The organism is Variovorax frigidus (genome assembly GCF_051216515.1).
GTDB lineage: Bacteria > Pseudomonadota > Gammaproteobacteria > Burkholderiales > Burkholderiaceae_C > Variovorax.
Genome location: NZ_JBPJZF010000014.1, coordinates 1 through 20,845 on the forward strand (window position 1 = coordinate 1; position 20,845 = coordinate 20,845).

20 protein-coding genes and 1 pseudogene are annotated in these 20,845 nt (G+C 64.5%); 9 read left to right on the plus strand and 12 right to left on the minus strand.

Going from position 1 to position 20,845, the window contains the following annotated elements; translation table 11 throughout:
• The 10 genes and pseudogenes from ACSFBC_RS28190 to ACSFBC_RS28235 all read right to left on the minus strand — a co-directional run.
• A partial coding sequence (locus ACSFBC_RS28190) for a hypothetical protein (RefSeq protein ID WP_435513640.1) occupies positions 1 to 486 on the minus strand: 486 nt, incomplete at its 3' end.
• A gap of 148 nt (positions 487 to 634) precedes the next feature.
• A complete protein-coding gene (locus tag ACSFBC_RS28195; RefSeq protein WP_435513641.1) occupies positions 635 to 1,633 on the minus strand; it encodes a FecR family protein in 999 nt (332 codons plus the stop codon).
• Positions 1,634 to 1,763: 130 nt separating this feature from the next.
• The gene (locus tag ACSFBC_RS28200) at positions 1,764 to 2,306 is read right to left on the minus strand and encodes an RNA polymerase sigma factor (protein ID WP_435513642.1); all 543 of its coding nucleotides are present in this window, start codon (positions 2,304 to 2,306) and stop codon (positions 1,764 to 1,766) included.
• 58 nt (positions 2,307 to 2,364) lie between these two features.
• Positions 2,365 to 3,150, minus strand: coding sequence for a secretin and TonB N-terminal domain-containing protein (locus ACSFBC_RS28205; RefSeq protein WP_435513643.1), 786 nt, complete (start codon positions 3,148 to 3,150; stop codon positions 2,365 to 2,367).
• Between the two features lie 652 nt (positions 3,151 to 3,802).
• On the minus strand, positions 3,803 to 5,200 hold the full coding sequence (locus tag ACSFBC_RS28210; RefSeq protein ID WP_435513644.1) for an ATP-binding protein: 1,398 nt from the start codon (positions 5,198 to 5,200) through the stop codon (positions 3,803 to 3,805).
• A gap of 46 nt (positions 5,201 to 5,246) precedes the next feature.
• Positions 5,247 to 5,519, minus strand: a pseudogene (locus ACSFBC_RS28215) (PAS domain-containing protein); the annotation flags it as partial.
• Complete coding sequence (locus tag ACSFBC_RS28220; protein WP_435513645.1) at positions 5,474 to 5,797, minus strand: PAS domain-containing protein; 324 nt, start codon at positions 5,795 to 5,797, stop codon at positions 5,474 to 5,476. The pseudogene ACSFBC_RS28215 and the gene ACSFBC_RS28220, both read right to left, overlap by 46 nt.
• A 124-nt stretch (positions 5,798 to 5,921) precedes the next feature.
• Positions 5,922 to 8,441 (minus strand): cbb3-type cytochrome c oxidase subunit I, encoded by a 2,520-nt coding sequence (locus tag ACSFBC_RS28225; protein WP_435513646.1) that lies wholly within the window; start codon positions 8,439 to 8,441, stop codon positions 5,922 to 5,924.
• Positions 8,438 to 9,379, minus strand: a complete 942-nt coding sequence (coxB, locus tag ACSFBC_RS28230) for a cytochrome c oxidase subunit II (RefSeq protein WP_435513647.1) — start codon at positions 9,377 to 9,379, stop codon at positions 8,438 to 8,440. Before coxB ends, ACSFBC_RS28225 begins: the two co-directional genes overlap by 4 nt.
• Complete coding sequence (locus tag ACSFBC_RS28235; protein ID WP_435513648.1) at positions 9,376 to 9,795, minus strand: c-type cytochrome; 420 nt, start codon at positions 9,793 to 9,795, stop codon at positions 9,376 to 9,378. Before ACSFBC_RS28235 ends, coxB begins: the two co-directional genes overlap by 4 nt.
• 76 nt (positions 9,796 to 9,871) lie before the next feature.
• On the opposite strand from ACSFBC_RS28235, the gene ACSFBC_RS28240 reads away from it, so the two are divergent.
• The 8 genes from ACSFBC_RS28240 to ACSFBC_RS28275 all read left to right on the plus strand — a co-directional run bounded on the left by ACSFBC_RS28240 (position 9,872) and on the right by ACSFBC_RS28275 (position 18,870).
• On the plus strand, positions 9,872 to 10,750 hold the full coding sequence (locus tag ACSFBC_RS28240) for a c-type cytochrome (RefSeq protein WP_435513649.1): 879 nt from the start codon (positions 9,872 to 9,874) through the stop codon (positions 10,748 to 10,750).
• 484 nt (positions 10,751 to 11,234) lie between these two features.
• On the plus strand, positions 11,235 to 12,155 hold the full coding sequence (gene ku / locus ACSFBC_RS28245) for a non-homologous end joining protein Ku (RefSeq protein WP_435513658.1): 921 nt from the start codon (positions 11,235 to 11,237) through the stop codon (positions 12,153 to 12,155).
• 12 nt (positions 12,156 to 12,167) lie between these two features.
• Positions 12,168 to 12,941, plus strand: a complete 774-nt coding sequence (locus tag ACSFBC_RS28250) for an exodeoxyribonuclease III (protein WP_435513650.1) — start codon at positions 12,168 to 12,170, stop codon at positions 12,939 to 12,941.
• Between the two features lie 22 nt (positions 12,942 to 12,963).
• Entirely contained in the window at positions 12,964 to 15,513 is a 2,550-nt protein-coding gene (gene ligD, locus ACSFBC_RS28255; protein WP_435513651.1) for a DNA ligase D, read from the plus strand.
• 494 nt (positions 15,514 to 16,007) lie between these two features.
• The gene (locus tag ACSFBC_RS28260) at positions 16,008 to 16,634 is read left to right on the plus strand and encodes a hypothetical protein (RefSeq protein WP_435513652.1); all 627 of its coding nucleotides are present in this window, start codon (positions 16,008 to 16,010) and stop codon (positions 16,632 to 16,634) included.
• Between the two features lie 158 nt (positions 16,635 to 16,792).
• Positions 16,793 to 17,560: a histidine phosphatase family protein gene (locus ACSFBC_RS28265; protein ID WP_435513653.1), complete on the plus strand. Its 768-nt coding sequence runs from the start codon at positions 16,793 to 16,795 to the stop codon at positions 17,558 to 17,560.
• A gap of 1 nt (position 17,561) precedes the next feature.
• A complete protein-coding gene (locus ACSFBC_RS28270) occupies positions 17,562 to 18,464 on the plus strand; it encodes an NAD(P)H-hydrate dehydratase (protein ID WP_435513654.1) in 903 nt (300 codons plus the stop codon).
• Between the two features lie 13 nt (positions 18,465 to 18,477).
• Complete coding sequence (locus ACSFBC_RS28275; protein WP_435513655.1) at positions 18,478 to 18,870, plus strand: VOC family protein; 393 nt, start codon at positions 18,478 to 18,480, stop codon at positions 18,868 to 18,870.
• A 270-nt stretch (positions 18,871 to 19,140) separates the two neighbouring features.
• Here the strand turns inward: ACSFBC_RS28275 and ACSFBC_RS28280 are convergent, their stop codons facing one another.
• Complete coding sequence (locus ACSFBC_RS28280; RefSeq protein ID WP_435513656.1) at positions 19,141 to 19,854, minus strand: EAL domain-containing protein; 714 nt, start codon at positions 19,852 to 19,854, stop codon at positions 19,141 to 19,143.
• A complete protein-coding gene (locus ACSFBC_RS28285; protein ID WP_435513657.1) occupies positions 19,781 to 20,218 on the minus strand; it encodes a winged helix-turn-helix domain-containing protein in 438 nt (145 codons plus the stop codon). Before ACSFBC_RS28285 ends, ACSFBC_RS28280 begins: the two co-directional genes overlap by 74 nt.
• A 55-nt stretch (positions 20,219 to 20,273) precedes the next feature.
• Here ACSFBC_RS28285 and ACSFBC_RS28290 point away from each other — a divergent pair, with 55 nt between their 5' ends.
• On the plus strand, positions 20,274 to 20,375 hold the full coding sequence (locus ACSFBC_RS28290; protein ID WP_435513659.1) for an integrase core domain-containing protein: 102 nt from the start codon (positions 20,274 to 20,276) through the stop codon (positions 20,373 to 20,375).
• Positions 20,376 to 20,845: the final 470 nt, after the last annotated feature.

A 20,845-nucleotide genomic window follows, 5' to 3' on the forward strand; every position in this document is an offset into this window, starting at 1 on the left:
CTCCGGGGCGTTGGCGTTGTGCCAGCCCGCGGTCAGCGCGTTGGTGTCGACCTTCAGGCCGCCCTCGGTCAGGCCGTCGGGGACGCCGCCACCGGCCGCGAGTGCCGCCGCGCGGGCAGCAGCCTGGGCCGCCTGTTGCGCCGCGATGCCGCGTGCGGCCAGGTTCAGGTTGCCGATGGAGCGCTGCAGTTGCGCCTGCGCCTGCTGCTGTTGCGCCATCGGGTTCGTCAGCGTCGAGGCCAACTGCCCGTTGGGCAAACGGCCCGTCGCCATCGCCGTGCTCTGCGCCAGGTTCTTCTGCGCCATCCACGTCGGGCTGAGGGTTCTTTGTGCGTGTGCCGCACCGGTGGCACCGCCCGCGATCACCAGCGCCGCGATGGCGGATGCCAGAGGATGGAGCCGTGCGGTCTGTCCCGGCTCGACATGGCGGCGGCGCAAGGATGCGGCGGTCTTGTTCTCGGTTCGGGCAAGGCGGCGGTCGCGCATAGGAAGGTCTTTCGGCAGTTTCTGCATGGACGTTTCGGACCGGCATCGAGCTTCTCGGTCCACACCGTCATGACGCGTTTGCCCCAGCGCAAACTGCCACCGTTTTCACCACTTTTTTATGACATGAATGTCATAAAGCAGCGGCACGTCAACTCAGCAGGATCACATCGCCGGGCAGCCTCCTGACCGTCGCCCCGAAGACTTCCTGCAAGCGATCGATCGCCAGATCCAGCCGCGCAATCTGGAACTTGCCGCTGACCCTGCGTTCAGCAAGATGGTCATTGAGCAGCACCACGCGTCCTGGCCGGTAGCGATTGATCTCGGCCACCGCATCGCCCAGCGGGACGTCGCGGAACACCAGCGCGCCCTCGCGCCAGCCGGTCACGAGCGCCGAGCCGACCGGGGTCGCGCTGGCGATCGCGTGCCTGTCGTAGCGCACCTGCTCGTGGACCCGCAAGGTGACGGTTCGTTCGGGATGCATGACCTGTGCACTTCCCCGCAGGCAGGTCACGCACACGTGCGCGGCGACCATGCGGACTTCGACTTCACTCGACGCCAGTCCGACCCGCGCAGCGCCCGCCACGATGTCCAGCGTGCGGCCGGCGTCGCCGCTGGCCACCGCCGCCTCGCCAGCGATCAGTTCGATCTCGTCGCGATCCGATGCCACGCCCGACGGTGCGGCGAGCGACGCGGCACGCACGCTCAGGCTGGACTGCGTGTTGAGCTCGATGCGGGCACCGCTTGCCAAGGCGATCTGCCGTTGCTCGCCCGTGGCCGTGCGGTAGTCGGCGTTGAGTTCGAAGACGGAGGGCCAAAGTCCCAGGGGCGGATGAACCATGGCCACCACCGCCACAGCACCCGCCGCAGAGAAGGCCCCGCCCAGGAACATGCGACGGCTGGCCGAGGGTGCGGGCTTCGCTGTTTGTGTCGCCTTCAGCGCGCGGTAGGCATTGCCGACCTGCCCGATTTCATCCCATGCGCGGCGCGCCTCTTCGAAGGCCCCGGCATGCGCCGCGCTGCTCCCGCACCACTGGCGCAAGGCCTGCACATCGCCGTTCGTCGCCTGCCCCGACTTGATCCGCAACACCCAGGCTTGCGCCTGCTGCTGCAGCGACGGGTTTGCGGCGTTCGATGGACTCCGATTCATGGCGACTCTGCTTCACTTCCGTGCAATGGCATCCGCGGCCATCCGCGTGAGGGCATCGGCCTTCTCACTAGACGGAACGACGGTGCCGAAACTGCCATGCCGACGCATGTCGTGGGGTGTCTCGGGCAACTTATTTTCCGCGCCATCGCCGCCCTTCCTCCAGCTGCGCCTGACAGAAGGCATAGGCCTTCTCGAGTTCACGGTCGACGGTCCGCAGCGAGATGCGGTAGCGGGTCGCCAACTGCTCGCGCGTCGAGCCATCCAGCCGCACCGCCAGCAGGATCTCGCGCTGTCGGCGCGGCAGGCGGTCCATGTCCTGCAGCAGGCGCTGGAGGTCCTGCCGTCCTTCGGCGATCTGCGCAGGGCCAGGCATGGGGTCGGCGATGGCAAGGAGTTCGTCCGCCTCCTGCGACGTCAGACGCCCCTCGGCACTGCGCTCCCGGTCGACCGCCAGATGGAAGGCCATCTGGTAGAGATAGGCACCTGGATGCGCCACGGTCGCCGCATCGGGGGCGCTGGCGCCGCCTTCCTTGTCCTGCAGTCGCAGGTAGGTGTCGTGCAGCGCATCGCTCGCGCGATCGACGCTGCCCAAGCGGTAGGCCAGGCGCTTCTTCAGATCCTCGTAATGCGAGGTCAGGAAGTCGCGCAGCGAAGAGAACCGGTTCTCGGACACGGGTCACCCGCGCGCACAGCGGCGCCTGCCGGCCGACGCAGGACATGGACGCGCCCTGTCAGCCAACACATTCCAATTCGCTGCCCGAAGACCGAGGTGTCACCACCATCGTCAAGGGTTGTCGCACGCCCGCTTCCGACGGCAACGAAGGCAGCCTCAATGCATGTACGAGGGCCACGATGCGGGCGTCCCGCTGCGCTGAACCGGTGCTGCTCAGGAGCTGGACCCTGTCGACCGTTCCGGAGGGCCGTGCCCAGAGGCTCAAGGCGAGCCTGTAGCTGCCCGGCACCGTCAGTGCATCCGCGCAGAACGCCTGCCGGAGGCTCGCCTGCACCGCGCTGTAGTACTGCACCTTGAGTGCTGCGGCCTGCGGCGGAGCCGCTGCGGGCGCGGGGGAAGGTTCGAGCGGCTCCGACCTGGCACCCGCCACGAGGCTGAAGGTGTCCCCACTGGCATAGCGGACCTGCAGGCCCGTGCCGCCGACCAGCCTGCGCAGCGCGGCCTCCGGCGCCATGCGGCCCTTGACTTCGATCGAACGAAGACCCGCCACGAGCGCACTGTCGTAGAGGCCCGAATGGGCGGTCTCTGCAATGAACGATTCCAGTGCGGCCTGCAACGCCTGCGCGGGAATGTCGAAGGTGTGCGACGCGCCTGAGGGATTGGCCGGGTCCGCCATCACCGCGCCGTTGAACAGAAGGAATGCGGCCAGCATGCGCGCGGGTACGGCCAGATTTCGACGCCTCGCCGCGCGACGTTCATCGGTGGCCGGACGCATTCTGGCGTTGCGCCAGGAACAGGCAATCGCCATGGCGCACCCCAGGTGCGATGCCTTCGTGGCTAGCATGCCCAGCGGCTCTGTGTTGTAGCGATATCGCTCCTGCGCGCGTCCATAGGTTCAAGGGCCCATGCCCGCGGCGGGGCAGATAGTTCGGCTGAAGACGGCGATCGTAGTCCGGGTGTTTGACAGATCGGTGACTTCCAACGCAGTCAACATCCCTGCGTGGGTGGCCCCTCATCTGACCCGCTGAGGGCGATCGGCATCGCTCCCGCGCGGGGAACGCGTGGCAGTGCTCGGGGCGTTTGCGGAAGCGGTAAGGCGCCGGAGGCGCTGCCGAGGTCCATCGGTCGTGCACGACGACGAAGCTCGAGGGAGTTGCGGATCAGGGCACCACCGGGACAAGTACCCCCCAGAAATGACAAAGGGGTTAGCAGCTACTACGCTGCTAACCCCCGTCGATACTGGTCGTGTGAAACCGATCTAAGGATCCACCGAAGCCCGCTAACTCTCAAGGGTTCTGTTCATTGGAAAAAAGTTGTTCCCCGGTTTGTTCCCCGGTCTTATCTCCGCTTACTGTTTATGCGGCTTTCGAGCCCGAATGACGAATGGGGTACGAAATTTTCAACAGACGCAGATCAAAAAAAGTTGTTGCTTTGCAACAGGACTGAGTATCCCCGTCCGCTCCAATCCCATCACGATCAGGTTGACCTTCGGGGGCTCATTTCGGAGTCCGAAAGTGCGACGGCTCTCCCCCTTGATGCGGCTTTGCCAGCGCCTGCCGGATGCGGCGAGCCAGATCTTCACGCGAATAGGGCTTTGACAGTAGCTCCACGCCAGGATCGAGGCGACCGCCATGCACGATGGCATTGCGGGTGTAGCCCGACGTGAAAAGCACGGCGATGTTCGGCAACAGTTCGCGCGCCTTGTGCGCCAATTCCGGGCTACGCAGCGGCCCTGGCATTACCACGTCGGTGAATAGCAGGTCGATCTTGATCCCGCTCTTCACCACGGCCAATGCTTCCTCCGCGTCGCTAGCCACGAGGACTTGGTAGCCCAGTTCTTTGAGCGTTTCGACCACGATGGCGCGGACCTGCTCGTCGTCCTCAGCAACCAGCACCGTCTCGGTGCCGCCCACGAGCGGGTGCGTGTCAGGCGGCGCAAGCACCTGTTCAGACTCCTTGGACCGAGGCAGGTAGAGCTTGACTGTGGTTCCATGGCCGATCTCGCTGTAGATCTTCACGTGGCCACCCGACTGCTTGATGAATCCGTACACCATCGACAGGCCAAGGCCGGTTCCTTGGCCTTCTGGCTTGGTAGTGTAGAACGGGTCGAACGCCTGCGCCATCACTTCGGGCGTCATGCCGGCGCCGGTGTCCGACACCGCCAGCAATACGTAATCGCCAGCGTCGACTTCGGCATGCAACCGAGCGTAGGCGTCATCGAGCACCGCGTTGCTGAGTTCCACAGTCAACTTGCCCATCCCTTCCATGGCGTCGCGCGCATTGATCGCCAGGTTGAGCACGGCGTTCTCAACCTGTGACACGTCCACGGATGTGTTCCAAAGACTGCTCGCGACCACGGTTTGCACCCGTACCGCTTCTCCCAGAGCGCGTTGGAGCATGTCGTCCATCGACTGGATAAAGCGGCCGAGGTTCACGACCTTTGGCTCCAAGGTCTGGCGCCTGCCGAAGGCGAGCAGATGCCCCGCGAGCTTCGCGCCGCGGCGCACTCCGGCCATCGCGCTCTGGATCCGTCGCTCGGCGCGCGCGTTGCCGGCCACTTCCCGCGCGAGCAACTGCAGATTGCCCGCGATCACCTGCAGCAGATTGTTGAAGTCGTGGGCCACGCCACCGGTGAGTTTTCCGATGGTTTCCATCTTCTGTGCCTGGAGCAGCGCCTTCTCGGTTCGCCGCAACGCCTCCGCGCCCTCGCGCAGTTCCGTCACGTCGCGCGTGATTTTTGCGAAGCCTACGAACTTTCCAGTCTCATCATGGAGCGCATCGATGACCACATGGGCTACGAAGCGGGATCCGTCCTTCCGAACCCGCCAGCCTTCCTTCTCGTACCTTCCTTCCGCCAGCGCCGTTGCCAACGGCTTGCTGAGGAGCGCCGGCATCCCGATCCTCCGGCGTGTAGAACCGCGAAAAGTGGGTGCCAAGCACCTCAGCCTCGGCGTAACCCTTGATCCGCTGCGCGCCAGCGTTCCAGTTCGTGATCCGTCCATCGGGATCGAGCATGTAGATCGCATAGTCGGTCACCCCTTGGACTAGCAGCCGGAACTCCTGCTCGCTCTTGCGCAGCGCGTCTTCTGCAGCTTTGCGGTCGCCCACATCACGGGTGATCTTGGCGAAGCCCAGGAGACGCCGATCCACCGTGCAGATCGGGTCGATCACGACGTTGGCCCAAAAACGCGAACCATCCTCCGCACGCGCCAGCCTGCGGCCTGGAAAGTGCCTTCGGTCTCGGCCGTCTTCAAGGCGCGATCGGGAACTCCCGCCACGCGGTCTTCGGGCGAATAGAAGCGGGAGAAATGCTGACCAATGATCTCGTCCGCTGAGTAGCCCTTAAACCGCGCAGCACCCGCGTTCCAGCTCACCACATGCCCCTGGACGTCGAGCATGTAGATTGCGTAGTCGTGAATCGCGGAGACGAGCAATTCGAACCGCTGCAGTTCAATCAACCTGTTGTCGTCGGGGGTGCTGCGGCTGTCCATTCTTAGGTTTCAAAGTGACGTGAGTCCTCGAGATCTCGGGCGTACAGGACGCCATGGAGACTTGCGCACCGACATGACGCAGGGAATCTGCAGGCGTATCGGACAGTGAACTCGACTCCGTATCCTAAAACAATGTGGTCAGCCTGATCACCGCCGATCCAAGCAGCGCCTGCAGTGTCGCCGTATGCCAGAGCAGCGCGGTGTTGTCGAGCGTTGCGCGCGCGCCGGGCTGCAGGTGGGCGCTGTGAGTGCGGGCCAACAGGAAGCCCGCCATCAGCACCAGCACCGCCAGATGAAAGCCCTGGTAACCGAGCAACATCGCGACAGTCGCGCTCCAGGCATTGCGCGTCGGTAACAGGCCCGCCGCGGCCTGGGTATTGAAGTCGAGCGCAAAGCCAGCCGCCGCGCACAGCAGCGCGGCCAGCAGCAGCGCGCGCACCCATCGGCGCTCGCGCACGCCGGCCTCGCGCAAGGAACGCACCGCGCCGGCCATGCACAAAGAGCTCAGCAGCCACAGTGCTGGCCCGACGAGCCCTTGAACGAGCGGCGGCAGCGCGGAGCCGACCGGAGGGCACACCGCGCCGGCCATCGCCACATGCACGTGCGTGTAGACGAAGCAGGCAAAAACGGTCATGTCGACCGTGGCCAGCACCAGCGTGCCCCACCACGAATGAGAACGCGTGCCACGCGCGCCGAGGGGCAATCGCACACCGTCCGCGGCCTCGGCCGTGGGGACCGGCGGCGGCCGGTCGGTGCCCCAGAGCCAATGGATCACCGCGACGATCGTGCCGATCCCGCAGGCGAAGGCCAGCGCCACCTGGCCGGCCGTGAGCAGCAGAAAGAAGCCCGCGGTGCCGGTCGCCGCAATCAGCGGGCTCCAGCCATCGCCCGGGAGCACCAGCACATGGCGCGGCGTGGCATCGACGGGGCTGGTGACAAGCGTCTCGCGCCCGCCGGTCACGGTGCTGGGCAGCCAGTGACGGCCGGCCTCTACCGATGCGGGCAGGCCGGGTTCGTCCCACAGCGGTTCGCGCGATTCCACCTGCGGAATGCTGCGCACGCCGTAGTCGCGCGGCGGTAGCCATTCGAGCGTGCCTGCGTTCCAAGGGTTGTCGTGGTCCTGCTCGGGCTTGCGCATCATGCGCACCATGTCGACTATGAACAGCAGGACGCCCAGCGCAAAGGTGAAGGCGCCCACGGTCGAGAGCATGTTGAGTGCGCCCCAGCCCATGTGCTCGGCGTAGGTGTAGACGCGGCGCGGCATGCCGAGCAGGCCGGTCAGATGCATCGGGAAGAAGGTCATGTTGAAGCCCACGAACATCAGGCCGAAGCACCAGCGGCCCCAGCGCTCCGACAGCTTGTGGCCGCGGTACACCGGCGCCCAGTGGTAGAGCGTGGCGAACAGCGGGAACACCATGCCGCCGATCAGCACGTAGTGCAGGTGGGCGACGATGAAGTAGGTGTCGTGCGCCTGCCAGTCGAAAGGCAGTACCGCGACCATCACGCCGGTCAGACCGCCCAGCACGAAGATGAAATGGAAGCCCATCAGGAACAGCGTCGGCGTGTTGAAGCGCACCGTGCCGCGCCACAGCGTGGCAATCCAGGCGAAGACCTGCATGCCACTCGGGATCGCGACCGCGAAGCTCGCGGCCGAAACCACCAGCATCGAGGTATTGCCTAGCCCGGCCGCGAACATGTGGTGTACCCACAGCGCGAAGCTCACCACGCCGACGCCGATCAGCGCATAGACCACGGCGCGGTGGCCGACCAGCGGCGTGCCGGTCTGCGCCGCGACCATCATCGAGACCATGCCGGCCGCGGGCAGGAAGATGATGTAGACCTCGGGGTGGCCGAAGAACCAGAACAGGTGCTGCCACAGGAGCGCATCGCCGCCGCGCGCCGCGATGAAGAAGGGCCAGTCGAAGGCGCGTTCCAGCTCGAGCAGCGTGGTCGCCGCGATCACCGCGGGAAAGGCAAACACGATCATCACCGCGGTCACCAGCATGGCCCAGGCGAAGATGGGCATCCGCATCAACGTCATGCCCGGCGCGCGGGTGAACAGGATGCCGATGATGAGTTCGATCGCGCCAGCGATGGCCGAGATCTCGATAAAGCCGATGCCCAGCAGCCACCAGTCGGCGCCGGTGCCGGGCGAGTACTCCTTGCTAGTCAGCGGCGGGTACATGAACCAGCCGCCGTCAGGCGAGACGCCGAAGAACAGTGTGCAGAAGAAGGCCAGCCCGCCGATCGCGTAGGCCCAGAAGGCATAGGCCGACAAGCGCGGGAAAGGCAGGTCGCGCGCACCCAGCATGCCGGGCAGTAGATACACGGCCACAGCCTCGACAATGGGCACCGCGAACAGGAACATCATCACCGTGCCGTGCATGGTGAAGAGCTGGTTGTAGGTTGACGCGTCGACCAGCGTATTGCCCGGCACCGCGAGCTGCATGCGCATCACCAGCGCGAGGATGCCGGCCAGCACGAAGAACAGCATCGCCGTCGCGATGTAATACACGCCAATGTGGGTGTTGTTGACGGCCGCGAGTCGCCGCCATCCCGTGGGCGAGCGCCAGGCCCGCTCAAGCGCTTGGCGTTCGCCTGCGGGGCGAGGCAGGCCCGAGGGATGGTTCCGCGGTGTGGTCATCTCAGATGGCTCAGCCAGAGCGCGATGGCGAACATGCTCTCGTCGTCGATGCGCCCTGCGCCCGAGGGCATGCGTGCGCCCGGCTTGATCTGCTGCACGTGAGCGATCCAGTCGATCATCGTGCCGGGCTCGTTGGGCATTTCGGCAGCGCCGAGCTGGAGCCGGCTGCCCACATGCGTGAGGTCGGGGCCCAGCCGGCTCTCGGCCGTGACGCCGCGCACCGTGTGGCAGGCGCCGCAGCGCTGTGCGAGAAAGGCCTCGCGGCCCCTGACCAGCGCGGGCGTGTCAGCCGGCGCCGCGTCCAGCACCTGCGCCTGCAGCCAGCGCTCGAAGTCATCGGGCGCCATCGCCACCACCTGCAGCGCCATGCGCGCGTGCTGCGCGCCGCAGTACTCGGCGCATTGGCCGCGGTAGACGCCGGGCCGGTCGGCCTGCACCAGCAGATGCTGCACCCGGCCGGGCAGCATGTCCATCTTGCCGCCGAGCGCGGGCACCCAGAAGCTGTGGATCACGTCGGCGCTGGTCAGCCCCAGGTACACCGGCCGTCCCACCGGAATGCGGATCTCGTTGGCCGCTGCTATCTCACGGCCCGACGCCGGATCGCGGTAGCGCAGCGACCACCACCACATGTGGCCTGTCACGCCGACGATCAGCGCATCGGACGGTGGCACCGCGCGCCACGTCGGCGCATGCCGCACACTGTAGAAGAACAGCGCCACCAGCACCACCAGCGGAAACACGAAGCCACCGCCCAGCACCCATAGCCGCGTATTCACCGCCGCACCCTCGCGACGCCGCACGGCCAGCCACAGCAGGCCCATCATGCTGAGGAAGATCAGCGTGGCGCCAACCGTGATCACCAGCGTGACGTCGAAGATCGAGGCGGCCATCGGACCGGCCGGGTGCAGTGCGGACTGCTGCGGCACAGGCGCGCTCACTTCAGCGTCAGCAGGTAGACCGCGATGTCGCGCGCATCGTCGGGCGACACGCCCATCGACGGCATCGTCGTGTCGGGTACCAGCGCGGCGGGTGCCTCGATCCAGCGCGCGAGTGCTTCGGGCCCGTTGGGCACATGGCCGGCGATGTAGCTGCGACGGCCGAAGCCATCGAGCGGCGGGCCGACACGGCCCCGCGCGATCGCCGCGCCGGGCACCGCATGACAGCTACCGCACTGGTACTGCGCCAGCAATTGCTGGCCCCGTGCGATCTGTGCGGGCGCGGCCCGGTCGTGCGGCAGTGGCAAGTCGCCGAAGTACATGCCGCAACCGCCCAGCACGCTGAAGGCGGCACTGAGCACACCTGTGCGCCACACGCGCGCCAGCGAGGGGCGAAGGGATCCAGGACCAGGTGGCATGCGCAAGATTCTGTAACCGCGAACGCGCTGCGCGCCGACACGGGAGCGCCGATATGCGTCGGACAATGCCGCGACCATGAGCATTCGCGCCACGATCCTCCTGACGCTTACCGGCACCGGCCTGCTGGCGGCCGCAGCTGGGCTGGCCATCGTCTACGGCGGTCTCTACGACGTGTCGGCGGCCCGACAGCACACGCAGCCCGTGTACTCGCTGCTCGAGACGGCCATGCGCCAGTCGGTGCGCCTGCGCGCCCGCAACGTGCAGGTGCCGGCACTCGACGCGCCTGCGCTCGTGGCCCGGGGTGCAGGCTGCTTCAGGGACAAGTGCGTGCAATGCCACGGCGCGCCGGGCGTGGCGCAAGCCGACATCGGCAAGAGCATGCAGCCGCTGCCCGGGCCCCTTGTGGACGCACGCCAGCGCTGGCTGCCGCGCGAGCTGTACTGGGTGACGCGCCACGGCATCAAGATGAGCGGCATGCCGGCCTGGGAGTTCCGGCTGGCCGATGCCGACCTGTGGGCGCTGGTCGCGTTCATGAACAGGCTGTCCGAGCTGAGCCCGCAGGACTTCGCGGCCATGACGCAACCGGCGGTACCGGCCACGGCATGGGCCGCGGCCGGTGCCTCGCGTGCCGGCGCCACGGCCTGCGGCGCGGCCGAGCCCGCGGTGCCGCGCGCCGGCGACATCAAACGCGGCAAGCAGGCGCTCTACCAGTACGCCTGCAATGCCTGCCACACGATCCCCGGCGTGAGTGGCTCCTCCCCCGCAGTCGGGCCACCACTCGCGGGCCTGGCACAGCGGCCCACTCTCGCCGGCAAGCTGGCCAACACGCCAGAAAACATGGTGCGGTGGCTGCGCCACACACGCGATGTCGACCCGCTGACGGCTATGCCTCAAATGGGGCTGACGGAGCAGGACGCCACAGACATCGCGGCCTACTTGGCGACGCTGAACTGAGATTGTTCCTCGGAAATTGTCCAGCCCGCTCTTTCGGCCGTAAAACATGGAGAAAGGCCGAGTGGCTTTCCGAGACTCGATACCCTGAATCGGGCTCGCAAGGCCGATTGCGCTCAATAGAGCTTATGAGCAAAACATTGAGCAAGGTCAGAGGGACGAAGACCCCGCTTCCGCAACTGGCGATATGCCTATCCAGCCCGGAAAAGATGGGCAGGACAATATGGTTTACAAAGCCATTCGCGGACTGGAGCATGTACTCCACACGTCGCGCACCTCGCGACCTAACCAGTTCCACAGGAACCCCATGTCGCAAATTCCCGCGAGTTGACGCGCCACCGTCTGTCATCGCATTCACCGATGCGAAGCCAATCTCGTCCTCCCCATACAGGAGGCGCCATGCGACGCAGTATCCCTTCTAGCCTTTCCGCACGCTTGTCAGCTGTGCCACGTGCTGATCAACGCACAACCTCCCAAGGGCGCACCAATGGCGACCGGTAGCCGAACCCTTTGGAAGGGTGCCATCACCTTCGGCCTCGTCCACATCCCTGTGGGCCTGCATACAGCCAGCACCGAACAGGGCATCGACTTCGACTGGCTCGACAAGCGCAGCATGGACCCAGTGGGCTACAAGCGCATCAACAAGAAGACCGGCAAGGAAATCGACAAAGAGAACATCGTCAAGGGGTTCGAGTACGAGGACGGCCACTACGTGATCATCTCGCCCGAAGAGATTGAGGCCGCATTCCCACGGACCACACAGACGATCGAGATCCAGATGTTCGTCGACGCGTCCGAGATTCCTTTTCTGTACCTGGAGCGACCCTACTACGTCGCGCCGATCAACAAGGGGCACAAGGTCTACGCGTTGCTGCGCGACACGCTCGTCAAGACAGGGAAGGTCGGCGTGGTCAAGGTCGTGATCGCGACGAAACAGCACCTGGCTGCCTTGGTGCCGTCCGGCCCGGTGCTGGTACTGAACCTGATGCGCTGGGGAGACGAGGTCAAGGCCCTGGAAGGTCTGGATCTTCCGGCCTCAGGTGCCAAGGCGCCGAAGATCACCCCGGCAGAGATGAAGATGGCCACGCAACTGGTCGGAGAAATGAGCGGAAAATGGAAGCCAGAGGACTTCAAAGACGAGTTCAAGCACGCGGTGATGAAGCTGGTCGACAAGAAAGTGAAGGCTGGCAAGACAGAGACCGTCATCCAGCCAGAGGAAGAAGCACCCAGCCAAGGAGCGGAGGTGATCGACCTGACGGAGTTGCTGGCGCGGAGCCTCAAGGGGGGCGCAAAGAAGGCTGCGGGCAGCAGTGCTGCAGCTGGGAAGCCTGCGGCGAAGAAGGCCTCGGCGAAGACCAAAGTGCCTGCCAAGAAGACCGCTGCCCCGAAGGAACGCAAGGCAGCCTGACTCCCCGCTTCGATGCGCATCGCCACCTTCAACGTGAACAACGTCGTCAGCAGGCTGCCGCAGCTGCTTGCCTGGCTCGACGTCACGCGCCCGGATGTCGTGTGCCTGCAGGAGCTGAAGGCGACCGATACGGCGTTCCCGCGCGCGGAACTGCTCGCGGCTGGCTACGCATCGCTCGTGCATGGGCAGAAGACCTGGAACGGCGTCGCTATCCTGGCACGCGGCGCCGAGCCGCTGGAGATCCGGCGGGGGCTGCCCGGTGATGCGGCGGACAAGCAGGCGCGCTACTTGGAAGCAGCCGTTGGGTGCATCGTAGTCGGCAGTCTCTACCTTCCCAACGGCAATCCGCAGCCCGGCCCGAAGTTCGATTACAAGCTGGCCTGGTTCGCGCGCCTTCACCGCCACGCGGCATCGCTGGTGAAGACGGGTCATCCGGTGGTGCTCGCAGGCGACTACAACGTAGTGCCGACCGACGAGGACATCTACTCGACGGCCTCCTGGAAAGACAACGCCCTGCTCCACCCGCTGGCAAGGTCCGCCTACCGCAAGTTGCTAAAGCAGGGCTGGAGCGACGTGATCCGCGAACTCCATCCGAAGCAGGTGCCCTACACCTTCTGGAGTTACCTCCGCAACCGCTGGACGCGTGACGCAGGCATGCGCATCGACCACCTTCTGGTGAGTTCGTCTTTGCGCCCGCGAGTGCTCTCCGCAGGGGTCGACAAGGCCGTGCGCGGCATGGAGGGCTCGAGCGACCATGCACCGGCATGGATCGAACTCGCCGATTGAAGATCCACTGCACGAGACGCTCATGGCTACCACCGACAAGCTCACCCACTACAAGGCCAAGCGCAACTTCGCTATCACGTCGGAACCGGCGGAGGGAGGGTCGGAAAGCCCCGAAGCGCTGCAGTTTGTGATCCAGAAGCACTGGGCCAGCCGGCTGCACTATGACTTCCGCATCGAACTCGATGGCGTGATGAAAAGCTGGGCGGTGCCGAAAGGCCCCAGCTACGACCCACACGACAAGCGCATGGCGGTGCACGTCGAAGACCACCCGATCTCGTACAACAGCTTCGAGGGTGAAATTCCCGCCAAGCAGTACGGCGCCGGCAAGGTCATCATCTGGGACAAGGGGGTCTGGGTGCCCGTCGGTGATCCGCGCAAGGGCTACAAGGACGGCAACCTCAAGTTCGAACTGCACGGGCACAAGATGCACGGCAAGTGGGCTCTTATCCGCATTCGCAGTCGGGACGGCAAGCAGAACACCTGGTTGCTGCTCAAGGAGCACGATGCCTTCGAACGGCCGGTGGCCGAGTTCAGCGTCGTCGATGAGTTCTCGGACAGCGTCGCGCAACTCGCGATGCCGGCCGCGCCTACGCTGCGGCCTGTGCCGCCCTCCGCGGGTACGGCACGCGCAGTTCCTGCGAAGCGAACGAGAGCCGGCAAGGCCACCCCATTGGGTCTTCCCTCAGCAGCCGTCAAGGCGCCGCTGCCCGAGAAACTCGCGCCCTTACTCGCCACGCTCGCCGACGGCCCGCCCCCTCGCCCAGACGAATGGATCTACGAGATCAAGTTCGACGGCTATCGAATCTTGACGCGTATCGAGGGTGGACGTGCGCGCCTGATCACTCGCAACGGCCACGATTGGACCGACCGCATGCCGCATCTGGCCAAGGCGATCGAGCGCATGAAGCTCAAGCCGGGCTGGTTCGACGGCGAGATCGTTGTGCTGAACGACCGTGGGACGACGGATTTCCAGGCGCTGCAGAACGCATTCGACAGTGCCCGCACGCAAGACATCGTGTACTTCCTGTTCGACATCCCGTTCTATGCCGGCCAGGACCTGACCGCGGTCCCGCTGGTCGAGCGCCGGGCCCTGCTGCAGTCACTGCTTGCCGAAGCGCAACCACCGCTGCGCTTCAGCGAGACCTTCGAGGCGCCACCGCGCGACATCGTGGCCTCGGCCTGCAAGATCGGACTGGAAGGCATCATCGCAAAGCGCAAGGACAGCAACTATGTGTTCCGCCGGTCTGGAGATTGGCTCAAGCTCAAGTGCAGTCACCGGCAGGAGTTCGTCATCTGCGGCTACACGGACCCGAAGGGTTCGCGGGTAGGTCTCGGCGCACTGGTGCTCGGTGTGCACGACGACCAGGGGCAACTGACCTATGCCGGCAATGTGGGCACGGGCTTCAATGATCGATCGCTGGCCGCACTGCTAGAAGAGCTGCTTCCGCTTGGCACCGACAAGCGGCCGTTCGCGCAGCGCATCGAGAAAGAGCGCCAGACCCACTGGGTCAAGCCTCGGCTCCTGGCCGAGGTCACCTTCGCGGAGTGGACCAGCTCTGGAAGCATTCGACACGCTGTGTTCCATGCGCTGCGCAGTGACAAGCCTGCAAAGGCCATCGTGCGCGAGAAGCCCGTCCACCCGTCCGGCGCGGATCTCGAGCAGGCGACGACGCACACGCTTCCGGCCAAGCTGAAGGTATCCAACCCGGAGCGAGTGATCGATCCATCGACCGGCGTGACGAAGGTGGAAGTGGTCCGCTTCTACGGCTTGGTGGCTCCATTGATGATGGAGCACCTCAAGGCGCGCCCCGTGGCGCTCGTTCGCGCACCTGAAGGCATAGGCGGCGAGCTCTTCTTCCAGAAGCACTTGGACAAGGGAAAGATGGAAGGCATCCGTCTACTCGATCCGGCCCTCTATCCCGGTCACCCGCAGATGATTGAGGTAGCGACCGCTGAAGGGTTGCTGTCGGCTGCGCAGATGAACGTGATCGAGTTCCACACCTGGAATGCGCTGAAGACGCTCATCGGCAAGCCTGACCGCATGACCTTCGATCTGGACCCCGGCGACGGGGTGGCTTGGCCGGCGATACAGCAGGCGGCCGACCTGATGCGGGTGTTCCTGGAGCAGCTTGGGCTTGTCTCATTCTGCAAGACGAGTGGCGGCAAGGGTCTGCACGTCGTCGTACCGCTGAGGCGGCAGCACGGATGGGACACGGTCAAGGACTTTTCCCAAGCAATCGTGCAGCACATGGCGCGCACGCTGCCTCAGCTTTTCGTGGCCAAGAGCGGCCCGCGCAATCGTGTCGGCAAGATCTTCATCGACTACCTTCGCAACGGCTTCGGTGCGACGACGGCGTGTGCATGGTCGGTCCGCGCTCGGCCAGGCCTGGGCGTGTCTGTGCCGATCGCATGGGACGAACTACCGAAGATCTCGGGCGGAGGACACTGGACGCTGCAGAACATCCACACCCGCCTCGACAAGGGCAATGGCCCATGGGATGAGTACGGGAGCACTTCTCAAGGGTTGGCGCGATCGATGAAGTTGCTTGGCTTTCGCGCTACTGTGGGTTAAGGACAAAGACACCCAGGCCTAGCGGCCTGGCTCTTCACCGTTTCCGCGGTATGACCCATTTCACCAGATCAAGCGGTCATGCGCAGATACTGCATTGCCCGAAGGCCAAGAGGAGTGATCTGCAAAACCCGGGCCGGCCTCTGGACATTGATGGTCCACGTTGGTATGTCGGCATCGAAGTGGCCAAGCTATGGAGCAGTTCCATCGGCATGGTGACCTCAGTAAATGTAAGAGATACGTAGCATTTGATGAGGATGAACCGGACCATCACAACTTGCCAAACGGTCTATGCCAGATGGCGGTAAGCGGGGCGCGAAGCGCATCTTCGAATTCACCAGGTGGTGCCAGACCGCTCGGAGAAGATCGTCTTGTCGACCACGCAGCGCTGGTCATGTTGCGTGAGGATTGGCTGAATTGAGGCTGACCGAAACTTCCTACAGTGTCTTGCCTGCCCTTCCTTCACAGCCCGCAAATCGCGAAGCCAGGATGCGCCAATGAAAAATCCCCCTCCTTCCCGCATCCTCGGCGGAGTGGCCCTATCGCTCGCTGTGTTGGTGGGGTGCTCTGCTGGACCGAAACTTGAAGCGCAGTGGACGAATCCTGCCTTCAATGCGCAGTCTCGGATGTTGCAGGATCAGCGAGTGCTGATCGCATGCGACGCGTACGACGCCGCAGTGCGGCAGATCTGTCAGGATCAACTAGCGCGCGGCGTTCTGGCCAGAGGCGCCACGCCAGTTACTGTGCCTCCGGGCACCCCTCTTGCTCAGGACCGGGAACTAGATGCGCAACTCGTTCCGACGGCGCAGTCGATGGGAGCCCGTGCTGTCCTCACGGTGACACTGAATCCCGCGACTGCAAGCGCCGGCTCGGGGCTTTCGGTCGGGATCGGCGGATTCAGCTTTGGGCGTGGCGGTGGAGCGGGCGTTGGCCTCAGCGCCCCGATCGGCGGAGGCCAGGTCGCCACCGGCTTTGCTGCCAGCGGCCGCCTGACAGATGTACGCGATGGGCAGTTGATATGGGCAGCCACGCATGTTGCCAGTCCTTCTGCCAATCTCGAGACGCAGTTCTCCGGCCTCGTACAGGCCGTGCTTGAATCTGCGCAAGAGGCCGGAATGTTCTAAAGCGCTTCCCGAATCACCTGCGCGCGCGCCACTCATCAAAGCATGTCCACCGAGACACCAAAGATGGTGATGACGCGTGAACAAGCGCGATCCAAAACCCGTTCTCCTGGGATGTCGACCTACGGAGCAGGTGCGCGGGAGTTCTTAGGATGAGGTCCATGTCTACCCTATGGCCTCGTTCCCTCTGGCTTCTCCGGCATGGTCAAAGCGCCGGCAACGTTGCGCGTGATGCTGCTGAGTCGGGGGGGTTGGCTGTGATCGATTTGTCCTGGCGGGACATTGACGTGCCGCTTTCGGATCTGGGCGTGGCCCAGTCCACTGCCGTCGGAGACTGGTTCGCGCGGCTTCCGGAAACCGAGCGACCCGAGGTCGTCCTCTGTTCGCCCTATCTGCGCGCCAAGGAAACGGCGCGGCTGATCGTCGAAGGCGGGCATTTCGAACTACCTGACATGAAGCTGCGCTTTGACGAGCGCTTGCGTGAAAAAGAGTTCGGCATTCTCGACCGCCTGACGAAGTTTGGGATCCAGCAGAAGCATCCCGAACTCAACGAGCAGCGCCTGCACGTCGGCAAGTTCTACTTCCGCCCGCCTGGCGGTGAGAGTTGGTGCGACGTGATCCTGCGTCTGCGCAGCCTCCTCGAGATGGTGACACGAGAGTACGCGGATCGCCGCGTGCTAGTGGTAGCTCATCAGGTGATCGTCAATTGCATGCGTTACCTGCTCGAGCACATGGACGAGCAGCAGATCCTCGAGATCGACCGCCAGGGCGACGTCCCAAACTGCGCGATCACGTCCTATCGCGCGCAACGGGGCCACGAGAACGACGCGGTGCTGCAGCTCGATCTGGTGAACTTCGTTGCACCCTTGCGCGAGGCCGCCACCCCCGTGACGACGGCGCCCGATCGACCCGTCGCCCCGAAGCCCTGACATGGCTGCCGCCGCGATCAAGGCCCGAGCGCTAACTACTGCGGTTCTCGCCCGCTGGTCCCTGCCGGACGTTGACGACACAGCCGACAAGGAGTCGCGTGGCCATGTGCTGGTTGTGGCGGGAAGTCACGAGATGCCCGGCGCAGCCCTCCTTGCCGCCGTGGCGGCGCTGCGCACGGGTGCGGGCAAGCTCACCATTGCCGCCCCCGGCCGTGTGGCTGAGGGTCTCGCCTTGGCGATCCCCGAGGCACGTGTGCTGGGACTTGCCGAGTCGCGTGCCGGCGGTTTCCTTCAGGCTGGCTGCAAAGTGCTGCGGCCGGTTGCACCATCCATTGCCTCCGTCGTGCTCGGCCCCGGGATGCTGGATGAGCGGCGCAGCGCAGCTTTTGTTCGCGCCCTGCTGCCGTGTTTCCGCGACAGCATCACAGTGCTCGACGCGCTTGCCATGTCGGCCGTGCACGGCGGGCCTTTCGATCAGCCTGTGGTTGTGACGCCCCACGCGGGAGAGATGGCGCACCTCAGCGGCTTGTCCAAGGAGATCATCAACGCCGATCCCTTGCGCGTTGCACGTGAGGCCGCCGCGCGATGGAACGCCTGCGTCGTGCTCAAGGGGCCGACGACCTTTCTAGCGTTGCCGGATGGCACGGCATGGCGCTTCGACGGCGGAACCGCCGGCCTGGCCACCTCCGGTTCAGGCGACACACTGGCCGGACTGATCGGAGGGCTGGCCGCACGCGGGGCCACACCGCTGCAGGCGGCTGCGTGGGGCGTGATGCTGCATGCGCACGCGGGGCACGCGCTGCGCAAGCGTCAAGGCCCTCTGGGCTATCTCGCACGGGAGCTTTCGGGGGAGGTGCCAGCCCTCATGGTTCAGCTGGCCGAGCGCAGATCATCACAGCGCTGAGCCGCGGCAGACCATGTACGCGCACATCCAACTCGGCGCCCAAGACCTGGGTGCCATGACGGCGTTTTACGACGCGGTCCTGTCGAATCTGGGGTGGGTTCGCGTCACCTCCACACGCCCACCTCCCGCCGGAGTGATCTGGACGCTGCCCGGAAGTCGCTGGCCGCAGTTCGTTCTCAACAAACCACTCAACGGGAGGCCTGCAACCGCGGCGAATGGCTCACAGGTCAGCTTTCTGTGTGAATCGAGGGTCGCGGTAGACAAGGCCTGGAGTTCCGCGCTCGCTGAAGGCGCGAAGGACAATGGGAGACCGGGAATCCGCCATGTGTACGCGGCAGACTTCTATGCCGCTTACTGCCTCGACCCCGAAGGTCACAAGCTCTGCTTCGTTCACACGGATGGTTGAACCCATCACGCGGCCACACGTCGGCATGGCCCCCTTCGCGATGAAGACCTCGCTTTTCGACCCGCTTGGCCAGCCCCGCCTCCGCGCCCCATCAATGCCTTCTGGACGCCGCGTAGTAGGTTCGCGTCCGGTGCTCCATCTGCAGCACTCCTTTTGGGGTCTCGCCTGCAACCACAAAGTCGAGGGTCCCGACGTCTCGCCCGTAAGTCTTCAAGGAGCAGCTTGAACCTAAACGACAGCTAGGCGGCCATCGAGCCAGTTGGTGGCCGCCTACTGATGCATGGGCTGCGCGTAGAGGTAGCCCTGCCCCTTGTCGCAGTTCAGGCGCGCCACTGCGGCCGCCTGACCTTCGGTCTCAATGCCCTCAGCCACCGTAAGCACTCCCAAACTGCGCGCAACCAGGATGACGGCCTTGATCAGCCCGCCGTAGTGCGGGCTCGTTTCCACCTGCATCACGAAGGAGCGATCGATCTTCAGAACATCGATTGGCAGGAGGTGGAGCGTGGCAAGCGAGGAATACCCCGTGCCGAAGTCGTTCCAACTGGCGCGGGATACGTTCACCGAGATGCTTGCGGGGCCCGCGTCGCCGAAGCGGTGCTTCCAAGAAGCGAAGGCGCGGCAAGCTTCGAAAAGGACGAGGCGGCCGAGCGCCTGGATCAACCCGACCTCTTCGGCGATAGCGACGAACTCCTGCGCCGGCACCGGCTCGAGCGTCGGATGCCGCCAGCGAACGAGCGCCTCCATGCCGACGCAGCGGCGTCCCGGCAAGGCCACGATCGGCTGATAGGCGACCGACAGCTCCGCACGTATCAACGCGCCACGCAGATCCGACTCGAGTGTTGCGCGTCGCGCTAGGCGCGATGCAAGAGCACGAGCCAGCAAAGCAACTGGCGCAGTATCGAACGCTCTCTCACTCCACAACGCGCCAGCCAAGCCCACGCACGGTTCGAATCGCACTTGCACCAAGCTTGCGTCGAAGTCCATGGACGAGCACTGCAACGGCATTTCTCTGCACTTCGTCTCCCCAGCCGTAGATCCGGTGCTCGAGCTGATCGCGCGACAACACCGCGCCAGGCCGCTCAAGGAGCGCATGCATCAGCGTGAACTCCCGCGCAGTCAGTGTCTCCCGTTTTCCATCGTCCTGCACAACTTCACGGGTTGCGAGGTCGAGGCGCAGACCTCCGGCGCCAAGAAGCGATTGCGCGACGCCGCCGCGACGTCGAATGACCGCGCGCATGCGCGCCACCAACTCCTGAAAATCGAAAGGCTTCGAAAGGTAGTCGTCCGCACCCACATCAAGGCCTGCGATGCGGTCATTGGGAGTGAGACGCGCACTCACGACGATCACCGGGGGTGTAGGGCGAGTGGGCCATGACTAGGCGTATTAGCACTTAGACAAACGAATCGATGCCCTGACAAGGTGGCAGCACCACTACAACTGGCACCGCCCGCACAGCGGCATCGGGGGCTCGCGCCCAGTGACTGACTCAACTCAGCAAAAATAACCTTGACGCTTCAAGCTAGCGCGCGCTCATCAGCCAGCGCACAGCCTCTACTTGTTGCGCGCCAGACACGTTTCAGGGCCTAAAGAAATCGCGCACTCACGGCCGTTCTGACGTAGGAAGCGGCCGACGTGGGCGTATGTCCCCGCCATTTTGAACACTTTAGTTTTCGTAATTCACAGCCTTGCGCGTCATCAAAGAACCACCGCGCGCCGCACCAGAAGCAATCGGCAGGCTCACCTCTTGCCCAACGAGATCAATAATAAATGTGCACTACTAAATATAAATTCGCCGCATCATCGAGTTTCCAATTTCCGGAATCGGCCTGGACGGTCGCGTCGGATTGGACTGGACTGGACGGCTTGCAATGCTGTCCTGACTTGTCGGGAATTCGAGAATCAGCCTGAAAGGCTATGACGATGACAACCACTTTGCGCAATTTCTTTCACAACAATACAGCGCGCTGTACGTTG